This window comes from Enterococcus sp. AZ062, from assembly GCF_051715065.1.
In the GTDB taxonomy this organism is placed as follows: Bacteria; Bacillota; Bacilli; order Lactobacillales; family Enterococcaceae; genus Enterococcus_B; species Enterococcus_B mundtii.
Genome location: NZ_JBIOTB010000001.1, coordinates 2480207 through 2501573, shown reverse-complemented (window position 1 = coordinate 2501573; position 21367 = coordinate 2480207). Strand labels below are relative to the sequence as shown.

13 protein-coding genes are annotated in these 21367 nt (G+C 38.5%); 9 read left to right on the top strand and 4 right to left on the bottom strand.

Annotated elements, in window-relative coordinates; all coding sequences use genetic code 11:
- The first annotated feature begins 8 nt into the window (after window positions 1-8).
- Window positions 9-1754 carry a hypothetical protein gene (locus tag IGJ00_RS11790; protein ID WP_438844452.1) on the top strand — a complete coding sequence of 582 codons (1746 nt, stop codon included), beginning with the start codon at window positions 9-11 and terminating at the stop codon, window positions 1752-1754.
- A 174-nt stretch (window positions 1755-1928) separates the two neighbouring features.
- Here IGJ00_RS11790 and IGJ00_RS11785 read toward each other — a convergent pair whose 3' ends face one another.
- Both IGJ00_RS11785 and IGJ00_RS11780 read right to left on the bottom strand, forming a co-directional pair.
- On the bottom strand, window positions 1929-2444 hold the full coding sequence (locus IGJ00_RS11785; RefSeq protein WP_071867790.1) for an LURP-one-related/scramblase family protein: 516 nt from the start codon (window positions 2442-2444) through the stop codon (window positions 1929-1931).
- Window positions 2445-2470: 26 nt separating this feature from the next.
- Window positions 2471-3340: a Cof-type HAD-IIB family hydrolase gene (locus IGJ00_RS11780; protein ID WP_023520110.1), complete on the bottom strand. Its 870-nt coding sequence runs from the start codon at window positions 3338-3340 to the stop codon at window positions 2471-2473.
- 123 nt (window positions 3341-3463) lie between these two features.
- Here IGJ00_RS11780 and IGJ00_RS11775 point away from each other — a divergent pair, with 123 nt between their 5' ends.
- The 4 genes from IGJ00_RS11775 (at window position 3464) to IGJ00_RS11760 (ending at window position 6388) form a co-directional block, all read left to right on the top strand.
- The gene (locus tag IGJ00_RS11775; protein WP_071867789.1) at window positions 3464-4144 is read left to right on the top strand and encodes a uracil-DNA glycosylase; all 681 of its coding nucleotides are present in this window, start codon (window positions 3464-3466) and stop codon (window positions 4142-4144) included.
- Window positions 4145-4299: 155 nt separating this feature from the next.
- Entirely contained in the window at window positions 4300-5280 is a 981-nt protein-coding gene (gene pta, locus IGJ00_RS11770; protein ID WP_010734762.1) for a phosphate acetyltransferase, read from the top strand.
- 114 nt (window positions 5281-5394) lie between these two features.
- Window positions 5395-5868, top strand: a complete 474-nt coding sequence (gene tsaE, locus IGJ00_RS11765; protein WP_071867788.1) for a tRNA (adenosine(37)-N6)-threonylcarbamoyltransferase complex ATPase subunit type 1 TsaE — start codon at window positions 5395-5397, stop codon at window positions 5866-5868.
- Complete coding sequence (locus tag IGJ00_RS11760) at window positions 5861-6388, top strand: GNAT family N-acetyltransferase (RefSeq protein WP_071867787.1); 528 nt, start codon at window positions 5861-5863, stop codon at window positions 6386-6388. The genes tsaE and IGJ00_RS11760 overlap by 8 nt, the downstream gene beginning before the upstream one ends.
- Before the next feature lie 131 nt (window positions 6389-6519).
- Here the strand turns inward: IGJ00_RS11760 and IGJ00_RS11755 are convergent, their stop codons facing one another.
- Both IGJ00_RS11755 and IGJ00_RS11750 read right to left on the bottom strand, forming a co-directional pair.
- On the bottom strand, window positions 6520-7053 hold the full coding sequence (locus IGJ00_RS11755) for a 3'-5' exonuclease (protein ID WP_071867786.1): 534 nt from the start codon (window positions 7051-7053) through the stop codon (window positions 6520-6522).
- 154 nt (window positions 7054-7207) lie between these two features.
- On the bottom strand, window positions 7208-7960 hold the full coding sequence (locus IGJ00_RS11750; RefSeq protein WP_023520106.1) for an exodeoxyribonuclease III: 753 nt from the start codon (window positions 7958-7960) through the stop codon (window positions 7208-7210).
- A gap of 105 nt (window positions 7961-8065) precedes the next feature.
- Here IGJ00_RS11750 and IGJ00_RS11745 point away from each other — a divergent pair, with 105 nt between their 5' ends.
- From IGJ00_RS11745 to IGJ00_RS11730, 4 genes are all read left to right on the top strand, one after another.
- Entirely contained in the window at window positions 8066-8986 is a 921-nt protein-coding gene (locus tag IGJ00_RS11745; protein WP_438844451.1) for a Gfo/Idh/MocA family protein, read from the top strand.
- A 70-nt stretch (window positions 8987-9056) separates the two neighbouring features.
- Window positions 9057-9962: a UDP-N-acetylmuramate dehydrogenase gene (murB, locus tag IGJ00_RS11740; RefSeq protein WP_066026226.1), complete on the top strand. Its 906-nt coding sequence runs from the start codon at window positions 9057-9059 to the stop codon at window positions 9960-9962.
- Window positions 9963-9980: 18 nt separating this feature from the next.
- Window positions 9981-10562, top strand: coding sequence for a GNAT family N-acetyltransferase (locus tag IGJ00_RS11735; protein ID WP_074800208.1), 582 nt, complete (start codon window positions 9981-9983; stop codon window positions 10560-10562).
- An 824-nt stretch (window positions 10563-11386) separates the two neighbouring features.
- Window positions 11387-20887 carry a QWxxN domain gene (locus IGJ00_RS11730; RefSeq protein ID WP_438844450.1) on the top strand — a complete coding sequence of 3167 codons (9501 nt, stop codon included), beginning with the start codon at window positions 11387-11389 and terminating at the stop codon, window positions 20885-20887.
- Window positions 20888-21367 lie beyond the last annotated feature (480 nt).

The window sequence follows — 21367 nt, the reverse complement described above, 5'->3', positions numbered from 1 at the left end:
ATGAAAAAATGTTTAAAAATAAAGTTGTGAATCTTTCCCTAATGTCTGTTTTGCTTCTCCATTTATTTTTTCCAATCCAAGTAATTGCCGAAACATATCTCCCACAAGATCCAGGCAGTGTCTATGATGATTTGACCGGTGATTATGGGGTGTTAGGGATTGCTTCTCAGTTCCATGTGTTCGCAAAAGATAAAACGACCATCAATGCGCATACAGAGGGCAATGTAGCAACGAGTGTCTTATCAGCAACGAATAACTTCGGTACATCAATCAGTACAGGCGATTTAAATAAAGAGATCAATTATGCACAATCTGTTGAGACGATCATTAGCTCAGCAGAAACTGCGGCTTTTGATAAACGATCGAATAAATTTATTGTCGGATCAAACAATGTGATCACGACGGAAAATGATAAAATAGTTGTCAATGGAACAAGGTTGGATCACTTATCAGTGGATGAGTTCTATCAAGATCGAGAAGATGCTCAATACATTGATTTCAACAAAGAGTTTGAAAATTTAATGCTGACATCAAATATGTTGATGTCTTTAGATCCATTAAAAACTTATACACCAGATGATTTCCCCGATATGAATAATCGTGTGATTGACTGTACAGATCTGGTTGGGGATCAGCCCTATGTCATCAATGTTGCTGCTTCTGTTCTGGCACATAATACCCCCTTACGGATCAACAATCCTGAGGGAAAAGTGCTTATAATGAATGTTGTAGATGCACCGACTAGTTTTTCTGTACAATCCCAAATTCAATATAATAATCGTTCCAATCATCAAACAGAAGATTTTTCTGATGCCAATATTTCTTGGAATTTTGGTAATCTAACAGAAAAACTAGGAATCAATGCGCCTTTCCAAGGAACGATTATTGCACCTTGTGCGGATATTACAGTCAATCAAAGTCAAGATGGAACGATCATAGGAAAAAATGTGATCTTGAATGCCACAACAAATCGGTGGGACCCAAATGAAATTTTTGCTGTACCAAATACGCATGATGACACCACAGATACAACAAGTAGCAGTACAGAGTCAAGCACGAGTGAAAGCAGTACAGAGTCAAGCACGAGTGAAAGCAGTACAGAGTCAAGCACGAGTGAAAGCAGTACAGAGTCAAGCACGAGTGAAAGCAGTACAGAGTCAAGCACGAGTGAAAGCAGTACAGAGTCAAGCACGAGTGAAAGCAGTACAGAGTCAAGCACGAGTGAAAGCAGTACAGAGCCAAGCACAAGCGAGAGCAGTACAGAGCCAAGCACAAGCGAAAGCAGTACAGAACCAAGCACAAGTGAAAGTAGTACAGAGCCAAGCACAAGCGAAAGTAGTACAGAACCAAGCACAAGTGAAAGTAGTACAGAACCAAGCACAACTGAGAGCAGTACCTATCCAGGTAAAAATGGAAAGCAATCAGATACAAGTACCACAACTAATACCACAACAAGTAGTTCTAGCAGTGTTTCATCAACAAACAACTCTGACAAGCCTGTGATCAGTGAAGATGGGACAGTTGAAAACGATGGAACAGGTACGATGCAGATGAACGATAGACGTGAAAATAAAGTAGCGCTAGCCGTTGAATCAAACACCAATAATGATGATCCTTCGACCAAGAATGAACAATCACAAAATCAACAGCTTTTCCCTAAAACAAATGGAGAAAGAAATAATTTGTGGATCATGGTAGGTGCAGTGCTTATCTATGTAGTGACACTTCTTTTCTATAGAAGAAAACAGGTATAAAAGAAAAAACGAAGCTGTGACATTAATTGTCTTATCCCCTTAAACTTGAATAAACGGTGTTCCAGAAGTAACTCCTTTAGAAATAAGCCAGAAAACTCCAAAAATTTGAAAGACAATTTTCGGAGTTTTCTGGCTTATTTCTCGGAGCTGGACACTTCTGTCACAACCTTGTTTTTAGTTGACATCAAAGCGATAAGAAAGAGGTGTTTCTTTGTCTTTGTTTTTTCGATAGAGCCAATAATCAAGGACAGCAGCAATACAGATACAGATAGGCGCATTTTCTTCACAAGGGATATCAAGAACATAATAATCACCGGTAAAGAGGGTTGCTTTGTCCATCTCCATGATTAGTTCATTGAAATGCTGGATCTGATAACGATGATTATAGATATCTCCTTGAACAGTCCAATGTAATCGGCGAATATAATAAAAATCTCCTGGCCAATTGAAAATCTTTTGCATCGTACCGACTTTTTCGAAATCTTTGTAAAGTTCAAAGCGTGTACCAAATGTCAGACTGATTTGTTTGATATGTGCGACTAGATCACCATTCATGGCATAAAGAGACAAGGCATCTCCTTTCGTTCCCCAGCGGCCGACCATCAAAAAAAGTGATTTACCTTTTTCGTCTTTGACGATCGTCCGAGTCGCACGACTCAGCTGTTTTTCCTGAATGAAAAATTCTGACATATTTGTTCCCCTCTTTCTTCAAACAACTATAGGTTTTCGTTGATTGCGCGTAAGATGGCTTTGCCAACACCTGATTCAAGATTTGTGTCTGTTAAGTATTTAGCGTAATCTTTGACTTCAATCTCTGCATTTCCCATGGCGAAACTAACGCCGGCGGTTTGCAACATACTGACATCATTGAAGTTATCACCGATCGTCATGACTTCATCTAAAGTAATCCCTCGTTCATGAGCGACATGAGCAACTGCGATTCCTTTTTGAGCATTTTTATGGTTGACTTCAAGATTGTTTTGACCAGAAGAGGTCACTGCCAGTTCGCCTAAATTACTGATTTCTTTCCCTACAGGGCCTAAAATACGTGGGCCTTCAGTATGGAAACAGATGATTTTTAGGACTTCAAGTTTATCATCAAGTAGTAATTCGCGAATGCTATCAACATAAGTGATGTGTAAGAGTTCAAGATTAGCTGAAGCCATGGCGATCGCCATTTTGTAAGTCAAATGGGGCATATGGGTCGCAATGGAAGAAGCAAAGCTTTCGATTCTTTTTGGTTGGCTTTCCGAATACAATCCTTGGTTTGTCGCTACCTCGTAATAAATACCATTTGCATCTAAAATATCCATGACTGTCATGGCTTGGGGACTTGGAATTGGCACTGTAAAAAGCGACTTACCGGATCTGTCAAAAACTTGCGCGCCATTCAAAGTGATCATCGCACAATCGATTCCTGCTTCATCTAAGGCTGCTCGTGCTTCTTGTGCGTTACGTCCAGTAGCGACCATAAATTCAATCCCCAGCTCATTTGCCATGCGGATTGCTTCAGTATTTTCTGTTGAGATACTCATATGTGCATCGAGTAAAGTGCCGTCCATATCAGAGGCAATTAATTTGATCATGTGATTACCGTTCCTTTCCTTTTCTCCCTCCTAGTTTAACATACTAATGCGAGATAAGATGGAAGATTTTGACTTGTTAACAAATAATTTGTGAGTTATTCTGGAAAATAGGAGGTGGGAAATTTGAAGAAAATCATCCACAATAGTTGGCAAGAAGTATTAGCTGATGAATTTGAAAAAGACTACTATCAGCAGTTGAGAATATTTTTAAAAAATGAGTACGCAACTCAAAAAATCCATCCGGATATGTATCATGTTTATGAAGCGTTAGAGCTGACTCCCTATGAAGAAGTCAAAGTCGTGATTCTAGGACAAGACCCTTATCATGGGGCAAATCAAGCGCATGGGCTTTCTTTTTCCGTACAACCAGGAGTAAAAACACCACCGTCTCTGGTCAATATCTACAAGGAATTGAAGAATGACTTAGGGATCGAACCAGTTCCTCATGGGAATTTAGTGACTTGGGCCAAACAAGGTGTTCTGCTTTTGAATACTGTACTAACTGTCAGAGAAGGGCAAGCTTATTCTCATCGCGGAAAAGGCTGGGAACAATTGACGGATGCGATCATTGAGAAGCTGAATGAACGAGACAAACCGATCGTGTTTATTCTTTGGGGCAAACCTGCACAAGAAAAAATGAAAATGATCGATAAAAGTCGACACATTATAATAACAGCTCCACATCCAAGCCCATTATCGGCACATCGTGGCTTTTTTGGCTCAAAACCATTTTCAAAAACGAATGATGCTTTGCTTGCTCTGGGTGAAACACCGATTGATTGGCAACTGCCTAAAACAGTGTAATGATACAGCGCTTTCCTGTTATAGTGCAGTTTTGCCAAATTATGTGAAAAACTTAATTATTATCCATAATCTGACTGATACAGAAATTTAAAACTGTTCTTTTTTTTGATAATAGTGTATCATGGTAGTTAATAAAAATAACTGGGGGTCATCTTGTGGAATTGTTTGATAGTTTAAGATTTAAAATTGTACGTCGCGGCATCAAAATCGTGTTTCCAGAAGCAACGGATGCAAGAATTTTAGGAGCAGCAGCACGTTTAAAAGCAGAAGAATTAGTTGAACCGATTTTGATCGGTAGCAAAGAAGAAATTGAAGCAGCAGCGAATGCACGTGGTATCCAAACATCTAACTTCACGATCATCAATCCAAATGATTATGAAAAATGGGATGAAATGGTCGAAGCTTTTGTTGAACGCCGTAATGGAAAAGCAACAAAAGAACAAGCAGAAAAAATCTTAAAAGATGTCAATTACTTTGGAACAATGCTTACATATATGGGCATTGCTGATGGTATGGTTTCTGGAGCGATCCATTCAACCGGAGATACAGTACGTCCAGCACTACAAATCATCAAAACAAAACCAGGTGTAAGTCGTACAAGTGGTGCTATGATCATGGTTCGCGGTAGAGATCAAGAAAAATATGTCTTTTCTGACTGTGCGATCAACGTGAATCCAAACGCACAAGAATTAGCTGAAATTGCTGTGGAATCAGCAAAAACAGCTGAACTATTCGATATCGATCCAAAAATCGCATTGATGAGCTTTTCAACAAAAGGTTCTGCAGCAGCTCCTGAAGTAGATAAAGTGGTTGAAGCAACAAGAATCGCGAAAGAATTAGCGCCTCAATATACGATCGATGGCGAATTACAATTTGATGCTTCTTACGTTCCAGCAGTCGCACAATTAAAAGCCCCTGATTCTAAAGTGGCAGGTCAAGCAACAGTCTTTGTCTTCCCTGAATTACAATCAGGAAACATTGGCTACAAGATCGCTCAACGTTTTGGTAACTTTGAAGCAATCGGACCAATCTTACAAGGATTGAACAAACCAGTAAGTGACCTTTCTCGTGGTGCTAATGAAGAAGATGTCTACAAATTAGCGATCATTACAGGTGCACAAACATTATTAGATTAATCGAACAGTAGATCTAAAAAGAAAAGGGCTAGGGAGCTGAGGATTCCTGACTCTTTTCTTTTTTTTTGTTGGATTACACGTTATACTGACAAAAAAGAATGAGGAGAAATGATGATGATTGAATTAACAAGTGTGGCGATGACAGACCAATTAGCAGAAATCATTGGAAAAGTCGCTCATCCGGGAGATAATCTAGTGTTGACTGGTGATCTAGGTGCTGGTAAAACGACTTTGACAAAAGGAATTGCAAAAGGATTAGGCATCGATCAAATGATCAAGAGTCCGACCTATACGATCATTCGTGAATATACACAAGGAAAAATGCCTTTGTACCATATGGATATCTATCGTGTCGCTGCTAGCGGTGCTGATTTGGGATTAGATGAATATTTTGAAGGTGATGGACTTTCAGTCATTGAGTGGGGAAATCTATTAGAAGATGCTTTACCTGAAGATTATTTGGAACTGATTATTGAAAAAAGTGATACAGAATCAGAAAAAAGGTATGTGAAATTCCAATCATACGGGCCGAATAGTCAAGAGTTTGAAAAACGTATCTATGAAGCATGGGCGGATTCTCATGGCTAATGATGTTGAACTGACGTTAAAAGAAGCGGAGAAATCAGATGCTCAAGGATTGTTAGTGATGCTACGCCAAGCGAGACAAGAAACGGATTATTTTGTTGTTGAGGAGCGTTCACTTAATAAAAGTAAAGAGGTACTTGCAACTGAATTGTCTCGAATAAAAGAAAGTGCAGAACACTTATTATTTTTAGCCTGTGTCAAAAAACAGGTGGTAGGTGTTGTTTCTGTTGCTCCCAAACCTGGTTTGCCCCGACATGGCGAAATAGGGATCAGTATCTTGAAAGAATATTGGGGGATGGGGTTAGGCACGATTCTTTTAGAAGAGGCAATTATTTGGGCTACAGAAAATACGCGATTTAGTACGTTGGTTCTTGACGTATTGGCGGGCAATCAACGAGCCGTCCATCTTTATCAAAAAATGGGGTTTCAAGAGGAAACCCAAAGTGTTGACTCTTCGAGAAGACAAGGTCAATCATTGGCGATAATCAAGATGAAACGAACGATTGAGCATGAAATAAACTGATTTCAAAAACAAAGAACCTGAAAAGTAGTTGACCACTTTTCAGGTTCTTTGTTTATCGTCATCGTTGATTCTTTCGTACGAGGGAATCAACAAGTAGAAATGAAAGAATTAGCTTATTTTAGCTAATTGAACTATTTCACTGTGACTAATTTTTTCAATGGGTCTGTCCCAAAAAATTTTTCCTGATATAACAAGATTTCCGCGCATGCTCGACTATCTTCTAACGCATCATGGTGATTTTTCAACGTGATATCCAAATTTTCACAAACTGTATTCAAGCGATGATTTGGCATCTCCGGAAACAAGCGGCGACTTGTTTTGACGGTACACAATGAGAGATAGTTCGGTTGAGGCAACTGATAATAATCTAAACAACCAGCCAATACTTTTGTATCAAATGCGGCGTTATGCGCAACGACTAATCGGTTTTTTTGGAAATACTTTTCGATTTTCTGCCAAACATCTGGAAATTTAGGTGCCTGTTGGACATCTTCGGGTCGGATGCCATGGATCTGGATGTTACGCCAGAAAAACGGCGTTTCCGGTTGGATCAAGGTATAAAATTCATCGACAATCTGACTGTTCTCCACTTTGACAAGGGCTAAGGAACACGCACTATGAGATTGGTGGTTCGCAGTTTCAAAGTCCATCGCGATAAAATTCATTTTCAAATAAGCCTCCTTTAAAAAATAAACCATAACATAGATTTGTATGAAAAGAAATAGTTTTTTTCAGACTATGTAACAAGTAAATATGGTGTCAGTGAAGGATCAAGGGAAGAAAATCGGGACAACCCAATTTCTTCCGTTGCTATCCTTACTATTCGATAATTAATTCGACAGGGCAGTGGTCACTACCTAGAATCGATGTATGGATTTTTGCATCAACCAAACGAGGTGTCAAATCTTCACTCGTCAAGAAGTAATCGATACGCCAACCTGCATTGTTTTTTCGAGCATTGAAACGATAACTCCACCAAGAATAGACGCCTTCTAACTCTGGATAGAAGTAACGGAAAGTATCTACAAAACCATTATCAAGTAAATGAGACAATGCGTTTCGTTCTTCGATTGAGAAACCGGCACTTTTTTGATTCGTTTTCCAATTCTTCAAATCGATGTTTTCATGGGCGACATTTAGATCCCCACAAACGATCACCGGTTTTTGTTTTTTCAACTCTTCTAAATAATCATAAAAAGCAGATTCCCATTCTAAACGGTAATCGAGGCGTTTCAATTCATTTTGTGAATTTGGTGTATAGCAAGTGACTAAGTAAAATTCAGGATATTCTAACGTGATCAAACGACCTTCTTGATCATGGACATCAATGCCCATTCCATAAGAAACGTTCAATGCAGGTTCTTTGGCGAAGATCGCTGTACCTGAATAGCCTTTTTTGACCGCATAATTCCAATATTGATGGTAACCTGGTAAATCCAAGTCGATTTGACCTTCTTGTAGCTTTGTTTCTTGAAGACAGAAGAAATCTGCATCAAATTCCTTAAATGTTTCTAGAAAATTTTTATTGACGATGGCTCTTAAACCATTGACATTCCACGAAATCAGTTTCAAAAAAACACGCTCCTTTTTCTATCAAGTCTGTGCGATTATATTGTACCTCATTTTTATTAAAAATAGTGTAAGATAAGAGTAATAACAGATAGCAGGAGGGAAACCATGAAAATTGGCGTAGTAGGAGTAGGTAATATTGCCGAAAAAGCATATTTACCCACATATGCAGAGAAACAAGGAATGGTTGATTTTTATTTTGCGACACGTAATCAGGTAACGAAAGATCGTCTGAAGAAAACCTATGGATTTGCTCATTTGTATGAGTCGCTGGATGACTTAATTGAAGAGGAAATCGAAGCATGTATGATCCATGCGGCAACAAGCGTTCATTTTCAATTAGCTAAAAAATGTTTGGAACATAATATCCATGTTTATATCGACAAGCCTTTAAGTGTTGACCTAAAAGAAATCCAAGAGTTACAAGAATTGGCAGAACAACATCATGTGATTTTAATGGTGGGCTTCAACCGACGATTCGCTCCAATGGTCGAAGAATTAAAAGCGATTCCAGAAAAACGGTTGATCCAGTTACAAAAAAATCGCATTGCGGCAAAAGAAACGACTGCTTTTGTCATTTACGATCTGTTCTTGCATCTAGTGGACACGGCTGTTTATTTATTAGACGAACCAGTGATCAAAACAACTTCTCATATCCGAGAAAAGGAAGGTCTTATGGAAGTAGCGATGTTGCAACTTGAAACTGCGAACCAAATGGCAATCGTGACGATGGATCTTGGAAGTGGTGCGAATACTGAAACCTATCAAGTGACGAGCAAACAAGGAACCTATGAATTGAGTGATCTGACAGAATTAGTCATCCGTAAACCAGATACGGTGGAAATAAAGAAATTTGGTGATTGGGAAACAACGTTGAGCAAGCGTGGTTTTGTGTCGATGGTGGAACGATTTTTTGAAGAGGTGCAAGAAACGACACCTAACAAAGAAAAGTTGAAACAAGCTGGAGTATACGACAGCCATGCGCTTTGTGAGGAAATGTTGAATAATATTTACCGTCATCAGCTTTGAGCAAAACTGGCAAGATTGTTTTAAGCGTGATAGAATGATGGGGACGTTTGAAAAGAAAGGAAAGTCCTCAGTGAATAAAGAAGATATCGTTAAAAAAAATCCAGAGTTGAATCTGTTGCTTGATGAACCGTTAAGTCATTATACATTTACCAAAACCGGTGGACCGGTAGATGTTTTAGCTTTTCCCAAAACCAAATCAGAAGTCAAACAGTTAGTTGATTATTGTCGAGAAAACCAAGTGCCATGGTTGGTACTAGGAAATGCAAGTAACTTGATCGTCCAAGATGGTGGGATTCGCGGCGTGGTCATCATGTTGACAGAGATGAACCAAATCAGCGTTGAAGGCACGATGGTGATTGCAGAAGCAGGTGCAAAACTGATCGATACGACGTATGCAGCCTTGGCAGAATCTTTGACAGGATTCGAATTTGCCTGTGGGATTCCTGGAAGTATCGGCGGTGCAGTCTACATGAATGCAGGAGCTTACGGTGGGGAGATCAAAGACGTGTTTGCAGAAGTCGACTTATTATTAAGTGATGGGACGATCCAAACCCTGTCAAATGAAGAAATGGCCTTTTCTTATCGCCATAGTGAATTACAGAAGATGGATGCTATCGTCTTAGAAGCTCGTTTCCAATTAACACCTGGTGATCATGAGATGATCAAAGGTCGGATGGACGAATTGACGGAATTGCGTGAAGCAAAACAACCATTGGAATACCCTTCATGCGGTAGTGTCTTCAAACGACCTGAAGGACACTTCACAGGACAACTGATCCAAGAAGCAGGGTTACAAGGCTTGAAATGGGGCGGCGCACAGATTTCGGAAAAACATGCCGGCTTTATCGTCAATATCGACCATGCAACAGCAACTGATTATACAGAGTTGATTGCCCATATCCAAGAGGTAATCAAAGAGAAGTTTGATGTTACATTAGAGACGGAAGTACGGATCATTGGTGAAAAAAGAAGCTAAAGGAAAGTAGGTGGCGTGATGTTGGATAAGCAATTGCCCTATGCAGAGATTTGGATGACACGCCCACTCAATGAAGAATTGCCTTCTTATCCCTTGAATCAGCAGTATCGCTTTGAAAAGTATCAACCAGGAGCAGAGCAGGATTGGGCAATCATTGAAACAGCAGTCGGTGAATTTGACACCGTGGAGCAGGCATTGGCTTACTTTGACCAAACTTTTGCCCCTTATCCAGAAGAGCTGGCAAAGCGTATGTATTTTGTGGTCAACGAACAAGGTGAACGCATTGCCACATGCACTGCTTGGTGGAAGCTTCGTGAGAAAGAATATCCGCTTTTTCATTGGTTAGCGGTCAAGCCAGAACATCAAGGAAAAGGAATCGCCAGAAGTTTGACGATCGAAGTGCTCCGTTGTTTTCAGCAAATAACGACACAAAGCCCAATCTATTTACACACACAGACATGGAGTCACCCAGCGATCAAACTTTATCAAAGTTTAGGTTTCACGTTCATTCCTGATAAATTTGATGGTAGTGAAAATCCTGATTATGAAATAGTGATGGATATTTTATCATCGAAAATAAAAAAAGCACCTAAAAAATAGGTGGTGACAGAAGTATTCAGCTCCGAGAAATAGGCGGTGAAACCCGAAAATTGTTCTTCAAATTTTTGGTTTTCACCGCTTATTTCTGACGCAGCTGGCTTGCGAATACCGTATACACGATTTTAAGGATAGAAATAAAAAGGAATTTCATTTTTGTTCCAAACGCTTCAAATTGCTTCAATGTTAGAGAATTATTAGGTTGATCGCTAAGCGGGAAAACCTTCACTAAGATATTAAAGTTATTAGTTCATATACCAATGTTATTTAAATATCAAGAAATAATAGGTCAACTTAGAAATAGGTTTGTGTGTATAATCAGGTCAATAGAAAAAACAACAAAACGTCCAGATGATTTAGTAATAAGAGTCAATTAGATATCCGAGATAGTTGAATCACCCATATTTATTTTTTACTTCTAGAAGAAATGAAAGTTGAGTTGTCAAATCTATCTTGAAAATTTGAAAACAAACCGTTAAAAAACTCGTAATACTTAGATTTATCTGTCCTATTTAGTAATCAGATACGTGTTTCATAGTGGTGAAATCGGTAATCAGTCAGAATGTGTCAAGAATAATAGAGAAAGATAAACCCATTGTTTTCGTTTGTTATGACCTAAAATAATCGGGGCTTTGATAGTAGTCATTTCGCAACACCTAAAGTTGATAAACATACTATTCTATAAGCAAAATTGATTGACCACAAGGAGCTAAAAATAGGGGATTATTATCTGTTTTTGTCGCTTATTTCTAGGTGTTGAATACTTCTATCTCAACCACGTTTACATAGTTAGCTAGCTATCTCATTTTAGCGAAGGAGTGATCAAAATGCCACAAGATGATTTTAGAAGAGAAAGCGGTCTGTTCAACAACAAACGCAATGATGAAATGAATGGAAAACACGCGCAACAAGTTTTAAATTTTATCGCATCAAATTCTGGACATACCTTAACAGAGCAAGGAATCCGACACCCAGTAGGATGGTTGTATACATGGATGACCTTGGGTGCGATCGTTCCACCAGTTGATCGTCTCAATCAAAGAAGTTCTCCTACTACAGCTTTCGAAGCAGACACCCGTATTGATCTGAGAAGTGAAGGTAATCAGACAAGGATCCATTCCTTTCACTCAAGTTCTACCGTCAATCCTAACCTAATCCACCACCGAAGCCAAGTACCTTTGATAGAGAATATCCCCCCCAGTTTCCTAGCTGATCCACAGATAGAACCGACCGTCAATACTACAAATAATTCTTCTACTCAAACCCTCCCTTTTTATCCGCACCAAAATTTAGAACTAAAAGCCGATATTGCGGAAGTGGCTCATGAATTCAGCCTTTCTATTCACAAAATCGCTCATGATATCGAAGAACTGATGAATTGTACGCTCACGAAAAGAGCCACGCAAATGAAAAAATGGATTTTCTGGGGAGAAGAGATTGAACAAACACAGTTAAGAACGGTTTGTAAAGTAGCCGTCGCAAAAGCAAAGAAAGAGAATGGAGAAAGACCAAGGCAAAGAAGTCAATACCGACATTTTTCTTTTCACCGTATGACAAATAACTCCACTCCAGAGGCCAATCAATTTAAAGGAAATGAAAAGCTCGAAAAGCTAAGAGAGATCTTTCAAGCTTCCTTAGAAAATAAGCAGAGCCAACATGGGAATACAACTGACAAAAAAAGTCAATCAACAGATAAAATGAGCAATGAAACAGACCATTTTTGGGATGGATTAAGCGAGACGTTTTCTCAGTTTTTCCGTGAATACGAACATACGAATTATACGAAAGAACAGGCAGGAGCAAATGGTGGATCGGTGATGTCACATTTTCTTGACTTGTTGTTGCGTACTTTTTCTGTGGACTATGGGAAACATGGTCCAGATGAGCCTCAAACACAAAAGAATATGAACCTTTCAATGAAAACTCATCCCAATGATAATGTCCTTTCACATAAGACTTTCATAAAGAAAGTAAATCAGAAAAAACCAGAAAATAGCTATCAGGAAAAAATATCAAACCTAAAATCAGAAACACAACCAGCATTGAAATCGGAAGAAAGGCGTGTTTTGACACAGATACATCAGTTGGCAAGTGACTTTTTAGGAAGGATAGATAGATTTGTCCAGAAAACGGTAGGACTTCAATTTTTAGCAGCCGAAGCCAAACCCATTCCTACTGATCGACAAATGCAAAGCGATCATTCTGTTTCTAACGATCCAGAGATGAAGTCTTATCAAGTATTGTCTAGGGAGACATTAATGAAATTAAATTATATCATTATGGCTTACCTTGATAATTCACCCTCACCAGAATCTACAGCTAGCCAACTTGAACCGTTTTGGTATGATTATGAGGTCTATGAAAAGCGAGGCGAAATAGCAAAAGTTAATCAAGCGCTGACGAAATTTTTATGTGAGCAAAATATCCCTTGTGAAGGGCTATCTACACTTCAACTATTTAATGCAGTAAAGAACTGGATAAGGAAAGCGGGAGAAAACAATAAATTAGCTAGAAAACTACAAGTTGCACAATTGATTTTGAAGACTCTGGGATTGTCCAGTCAAGGGTTATCCGACAAAAGAGGCGAAGAGATTATTATTCAATGGAGAAACAATAATATTTTTAAAGATTACACGTTTGCATTGCCGCCAAAATTAACTGCAAAAGAAGAAGACCATCATGAAGCCACGAACCTTCCACTAAAAACAACTACTTCGTTACCACCAGTAATGCTTGATCCACAATTACAATCAACCGAAGAAATACCTCTAGAGACACGAATAAAATTACAAATGGTTTTTACGAAATATATGTATGGTCAAATGCTTGATGGGATGTTGAAGGGGCAGATACCAGAAAATTTACCACCTTTGTGGTATGATCGTGCGCTTTTTGAAAGGCGAGATGCAATTGACAAAGTGAACGATTCAGTGAATGTTTTTATCTGTCAAAAAAAACGACGGTGTTCAACTATGTCTGGGCAAGAATTGCTTCTTGAAATACAACATTGGGAAAGAGTAGATGATGTGGAAACGGAGAGAAGTAAAAGAAAACAAGTTGCAGAGATTATTCTGCGTGTTTCAGGATTACCTCCTCGCAAATTGACCGATGAGACGGTAGCTAGCATTTTGATGCAATGGCGAAATAATAATCTTTTTAAAAATTATCAATTTAAATCTTTAGAAAAAGCATATACGGTAATACCAATATTCAATACTAGTCAATCCATGTCAACTACACCTACGAGAATATCAAAAAAAGGAGATGGCGCAATTCTCCCTCAAATGAACGATGCTAAGCGCCAAAAGAAAAAGGGAGCATCTACGACAAAAGAAAATTCGGAAGTTGATGAAAAAGCTTTTGGCGAACGGTTGAATAAAATTAATAGTATAATTGTTGCATTTTTAGAGGGGAAACCTTCTCCTGTACCAACTTCTGAGAAATTAGCACCTATGTGGTATGAACAGGAGATGTTCAATAAGATCAATCTAACGCAAAATGTCAATGATGCAGTCAAAAAATTTCTATGTGAACAAAAAGTCCCCTGTGAGAATTTATCTCCCCTTCAGTTGATTCTTGCCACACAAGAGTTTCTAAGAAGAGACGGAAAAGAGGTTGAATTAAGTAGAAACAAACAGGTTGCTGAAATCATCCTTAATTCTTCGGGACTAACAGGTCAAACAATAGCGGATACTCGTGCGATTGCTATCATATTGCAATGGCGAAACAATAATATTTTTAGAGACTACAATTTTTTTCCAGCCAAGGGACATGAGGAAGTAGACATCTTAAACAATGATCTAATTGGAATAATCACTTCTGTTCGGCCGAATACCTATGGCTCACTCCCTGTGGATATCGTGACAACGGTGAACAACATGCATGTCGCTTATATGAAGAAATTGCCTTTACCCATTTCTATAGAAGAACCGCTTATCCCCTTATGGTACGACTATGAACTGTTTCAAGATCGGGAAAAAACAAAGAACGCCAATCAATTCGTGCAGAAATTTCTCTATAGTCAACAGTTTTTTAATGATGATCGATCACCACAGGGAATCGTTCTAGCCGCACATGAATGGATAAATGATGGGCAGGTAGATTCAAAGATTTTAGAAAGGCAAAAACAACTTGTTCCGAACATTCTTGCGGGGTACGGAATGGTGAGACAAAATCTAACTGCTGTCGAGGAAACAAATATTTATTTCCAATGGAAAACTAACAATATGTTAAGTAATTACCTATTTATTGAGCTAAAGCTACCAGTAGAGAAGGGAAAAGTGACAGAAACCAGTGAGATGAAAGTGATACCGTCCACTATGGAAGATTCTGATTTAGCATTAGTGCATACAATCGTTGTCGATATTGTCAAGAATGTATCTCCTGTGACACATTATTCCGAACCGTTACCAATTCTCTATTTTCATTTTGGCCTTTTTTTAAGACGAGATGAAACAAACATGGTGAATCAAAAATTGAAGGAGTTTTTTTCTAAAGCAGGAATCGAGATCAAAGACACCACGAGCAATGAGTTAGAAAAAGCACAATTTCAATGGATTCAAAAAGGGGGAACAAGTGAAAGCAATGATACCTCTGAAAGAGAACAGTTCTTAGCATATTTTATCGCAAAAACATATGGACTAACGGACATTCGATTTGGGGAATTTTGGTCCTCTATAAAAACACAGGAGATTTTTAATCAATGGAAGAGTAATACTTTATTGGAAGGATATACTTTCAAGGAAGTGAGTCCTGAGACGATTCATTATCAATTAGGGAAAATAGAAAATCAGAACGTCGTACGATTAAATTTACAAAATAAAGAAAGTAAGCAACTTTTTAGTGATTTCATCAATGATCGCTCGCCAACTATTTCTAAAGCGCAGCCAATCAGTAAGTTCTATCATCATCAGTTGATTTTCGATCAACGAGGAAAAACGCCTGCGGTGAATGAAGTTGTTAAAAAATTTTTGCGGGATCGTGGGATCTCTTTTAAACATCCTACTACAAGTGAATTAGTTCGACAATTACAAGTGTGGCTTCTTGAAGGACCTACGTACGAAGCGATTATCGAAAGGGAAATACAAATAGCAAGGATCATACAAGCGGAATATGGGAGCAGTGAAGAAGAGGTAACAGCAAAAGACGCTCGCTATATTATACTTCAATGGGAGAATAATAATGTACAAATCGACTATACCTATAAAGAGAGCAGGGAATGGGATGCTATCGACATCAGTGAAATTGAAACAACTGTTGTGCAGCAAGAAAAGATTGACGCGTTTACTCGTGAAAATAATGCAGTTCTTATCACAGATATTGCTATCGAGGACCAGAAGGAGAGCATACTTGAACTGACAGAGCAACAAAAAGAGAACATACAGAAAAAAATCGTTTATTTTTTAGCTGCGAGAGATATCAAGGTGGACATCACTAAGCCGAATGAGCTAATTTTAAAAACAGCAGAATGGGCAACGATAAAAGTGAACGATGAAGTGAAAATCAATAGCACTAATGTGAAAATGTTGGCAAATCTTATTCTTGGAAAAAATGCTGGTGCAGAGATTGCAGATGAAAAGGCAGAAGTGACCTTTAAAAACTGGTTATATGATATGGCTAGTGGCCTCCCTATAACGCCTGCTGAACCATCAAAAGAGGAGAAAACCTCCACAAAATCAGTAACACCCGCAACAACAACACCCAAAATAGTAACGAGTACGCAATCTTCCAACATGAATGAGAACCAAAGGCCAAATTATGTAGCACCCAATTGGCGTGATCCTAATTTGAAGGCCCAAGTAGCACAGTTTTTCCGTCAAGAAGGGGTATTAAAAGGGGAAGCAACCCAAGCCTACATCCTCGTTGCAATGGGAACATGGTTTACACAAGAAGGAACAGGGATGGTTCTCAGTTATGACAAACTACAAAAATTCTCTAAAGTGATTTTAAACCAATTAAAACTTTACGGCGGTGGACAAGGAGAAAAAATTTCGGATAGAGCTGCGCGATCGACCATTATGAATTGGGTGTTTGAAAATGTACTAGGTAGCTCGGTTGAGGTATACATGCTCAAGAAAATCCTCGATTCACCCGATCCATCCCAATTTACTATTGGTAGTCTCAGAAAGTTATTTGAAATTGACGAATTGAATGCAGAGACTAAGGTTTTGGAAATCCCTGAAGACAAACTCACAGTTGTTAAAAAATTATGGGTACTGTTTCTCAAAGAAGTGTTACCTAATTATTTACTGGATGTCAGTATGTTACCCGATGAGACCCCTATCTCTAATTATAATTCCTTGATGCAGCTCACAGGAACGAGGTTATTAGAAGATGCAGGAATTCGCACATCGTTCACCCAAGAAGAAATTCAAAAATTTGGTAGTCTATATTGGGAAAAAATCAGTAAAACTGGTGTGAAAAGGTTGGATGAATTGCGTTATATTGTCACGCCCGCTATGTTAGCTGTTGCCCAGTTAAATCCAGGTCTTTTACTTAAAGCCTTGGAAGAAGGAAATTATCAAGAAGTTGCTGTGAACACTTTCTTGAATTATTGGAAAAACAGTTATTTTATTCTTAGAGAAAGTTTGGAATCACTTTATGAAGCTTATGGCACATATCAAAAAGAAGCAATCAATTGGCGTCGAAAACAGGTTTTAGCCAAAGAAGTAGCACAGTTATGCGCTCAATATGACAAAGATCGAGCAAGATTATTTACTTCTTATGCGATAGAACAAGACTATCTCTCTGGAGCACTTACTGCATGCCGTAACTATACGCCCCCGAATCTAGAAGAGTGGTATACGCGATTGACGAAAGCCGTGTCAGACGCCTATTATCCATTCGATCAAAAACTGATAGAGTTTGCTCTGTTAAAGTTTAACGAGAAAGAGCAAGAGTTTATGTTCTCGCCCGAAACGCAGATCTATGAGGCAACTGCCAAATTAAAACATGTCATGGAGGTTTCAACGATCCCCAATGGATATCGTCTTCCACCTGACTTGATCATTGAACTTGAATTAGAGAACACTGATCTGTTTGTGGCAGTGAAAGGAAATGAAGAACGTTGCTATGGATTGAAGAAATTAGATGAATCTGGAGGTTATGTATTCTATCGAGTAGATAACAAGCCTATGTTATACCTCATAAACGGGTTGTTTAACCAGAAAGAGCATTTGCGTGGAGGTTACAAAGAGATAGAAAACGGCGTTCAGATTGGAAACCGTGAATTTTTGTTTTATAAATTTATAAATCGTGATAAAAGACTATCTCAGGGGAAAGAAACACACTCTTTCATTGAGGGATTAGCTAGTAAACATCGGGATAATCTATACCAAAATTTGTATCAATCAGGAAATGATCGTACCATCAGTGATCAGGTGTTGGAGGTGCTTCAGTCGATTATCCCGTTTTACGATTGTGTGATAGGGATTGGCAATCAAGATGCTTCCGTGGCAGTTCCTTCTTGCGTGCTTGATGCCCTTCTGTTGATTCCTTTCTTAGGACAAGTCACTTCTCTTAACATGAAATTTGCTTTAGGGATGGCAAAAGCAATTGCGACCGGAGGGATTAGACAGGCGATTCGTCTAGGTGGACAGTTTATTCCAAATTTTTCTGAATCCAATTTGCTGCTCGTTCATCTAATACGATACATTGATCCAGGAGTTGAACTAATAAGTGATGGCGGAAAATTTATTCTCAAAGAGTTAGTGGCACTGAAAAATGAAATTTGGGTTGCAAGTGACGTAAAAAAAATGCTAGAAAAAGCATCAAATTTGAATACACAACCTCCCGTGTTTCCTAAAGACGTGAGCATCGCTCGTTTGCCAGAGGCTGGTTTAGAAGTTCCTGTAAAACACATGAAAGATGATATATATATGATTGTGACGGATCTAACAACGGGGGATGTCTACGGAAATGCGTTTAATTTGAGAGGGAATCAATTAGAAGTGATTTCGGGTCCTGTGTCATTTACGCAGGAACAAAAAGCACTGATTACCCGTTTATCGAAAGACATTAATCCAGACCAGGTTTTTGTAGAAGCAACAAATTTAAATCCTAGTGCGTATGGTAGTGGCACAGTATTGACGATCCCAGGTCGTGGACAAGAAACTAAGTATTTCATTGATATGAATGGGCAGACCGTTCCTGTAAGGGTTCGACCAGTTAAAAATCACAAAGTACGGTATGATGTGATCGATGGAGAGAATATCTATCCTGTGAACTGCAAGGGGAAAAAATGGTATTTTGAGGAAGCGACTTCTCCCTCCATTCCGAAAGAATTGGCAGAGGATGTGATGAAAAAAATCGATGAATTTGATTCAATAAAGGATCCAAGTTTCATTTCTGCTCCAGATGAAAAAGGGCTGAGATGGAATCAGTGGGGGGAATCTTACATCAAAATTAATGATCATTACATTCCCTTGATATTAATGCCTCAAGGAGAGAATAGGTATTACTTATTGAAAAAAGATGTCAACCAGTGGAAGACAGTTTTGTCTTATACGCCGGATACAGGAAGATTTCGGCTAGAAACAATTGAAGAGAAGGTGATTTCGGACAATCTATTAAAAAGTAGAAGTGGGAAATTCACCTTTCCAAAATTTGGCAATCAAAAACTTCCACCGTTAAAAAAAATGCCAAAGTCACCGGAGAAAGGTCAATACTGGAACGAATTGAGAAATACTATACCTGCGGAAACTAAGTATAAGAAGCCAGATACAAAAAAGAAAATCGATCGTATCAATGATAATATTCTAAATCCCATCTCTACTTTTATTCCTGAGCCGAAACCAGTTGTTTACAACAATCAAAAATGGAATAAAGACCTTATTATGAAAACGATTATTGAAGAATTGCCAAAGGAACCGGCAATTGGCGTTCGAATATATCCCGGTCTTGACGCGAGTAAGAGTCCTGAGTTTCTTCAGAAATTTTTGATTGACTTGCGTAGAGACTTTGATAAATCAATCGATTATTATGATAAAGCAATCGAAGTGTTTGCGGAAGCATTGACAAAAGATAGAATCGCAGAGTCGGAAATAGGAACTTATCTGGTGAAATTTTTTCAGCTGGAGAGCGTACCCAATCAAGAGCCAATCTTATTGGAAAGTTTGAATCGATTGATCTCTGTCGTACAAAAAGGAAGACAATTCCTCCAGCAAACAGCGGATTGGGATTATGAAAATATTTTGGTCGTCTCCTCTGATTTAGTTCGCCAAGGGGACTCACAAGAATTTCGTACATTATATAAGGAATATATAGAAACGAAGGCTGAGGTGTTTCCTTATGATCCAGAATGTCGAATAGTCATTTTCGCAGATGCTTTTCACTTAGATCCGAGTCTTGCGAAAGGGAAAGAAATAGGAGTAAACAAGGTGAGAGCATTACTTCATGAGACGAGTCATCTTAGTTCAGGAACAGTAGATCTCATGGCATATGCAACAACGAAGCTAGGTGTGGTAAAAACTGGAAAAATGATGGTGGATGAATATGTGAATAATTTTGAGAGTATTTTGAACTCAGAAGGTTTCACAAGTCTTGTGGAAGAAATCGCTGAATTTCAAAATAAACCTGGATTAACGAAAGAGACAGTGTGGAATGAGCTAAAAAAAAATAATGTATTACGTGTGAATGTCCAAATATCGGATGCCGATATGGTTGCAATGATCCTAAGAGACGCAGCGGAGGGAAGAGACTTCGATGGTGTAGTTCGTGTTGCTAGAGGCCTCGATGATGTGACATTAGGTAACGGTTTGTTATCGACGTTTTTAGCACTGGAATATGTACAAGATCATAGCTACTTTGACAAATATATCCAATTGAATCAGACGTTGATCCAAGAACACGCCAGCACCATTCCTAGTCAAACGAATGTAACAGCTAAAGTAAGCGATCATCAATTAACAAACCTTAGAAAGAAAAGAGAGATAGATCAACCAGACTTGTTTACGAAAGAGCAATCAAAGAGAGCTCTCTCAAGTATTGAATCTACTATAGAAGAGCCTAATCGTGTAAAGCAATCGGTTTCAAATGAGCGGACAGGTATGGAATCAGCCCCCCCGTCAATGAAGCGAAGTTTCCTAAATCTTGTTGTCACTAGTACAGAAAAAAGTACCAGGGTCAATTCAGAGAGGAGCAATCAACAGGAAATGAAACATCAGACTGTTCCAAATGAACGAACAGGCATGGAATCAGTCACCCCGTCGATGAAGCGAAGTTTCCTAAATCTTGTTGTCACTAGTACAGAAAAAAGTGTCAAGGTCAATTCAGAGAGGAGCAATCGACAAGAAAAGAAACATCAGCCAAAATTAGTTTTACAACTTTAACAAGTAATTTGCGTAGTAGGAAAAAAATGGATAGAAGGAGAGTCTGGCCATTTTTAATCGGCAGGAGAGCTAAATAAACAATGTCTACTTAACAATGTATCAAGCGAATTAAAAAAATGCTTATCTAATGTTTTTTCAAAAAAAGTGCAAGGCGTTTTGCTGAAATACTAAAAAAATTTTGCACGGAAAAGAACCTCATGTTCATTACTTGTCCATTTCGAGCGTAAAATATCTTAGTAGGATTCCAAGCAGGTATTTCTGCCAAGCTTAGCAATTTATCCTAATCGTTCGAATGATTTAGGCCATTCATTAGATAAATGTGTCAATCATTGTTTTTGTGATTGGTTTACAACAGACAGAAAAAACAGATCTTCAAAAGATCATGGCTATTTATCCTACACAATAAAAAAGGGTGGGTCAGAAGTGTTTGGTCTTGAAAAATAAGGTGGAATCCACAAAAATTACTCTTAGAATTTCTGC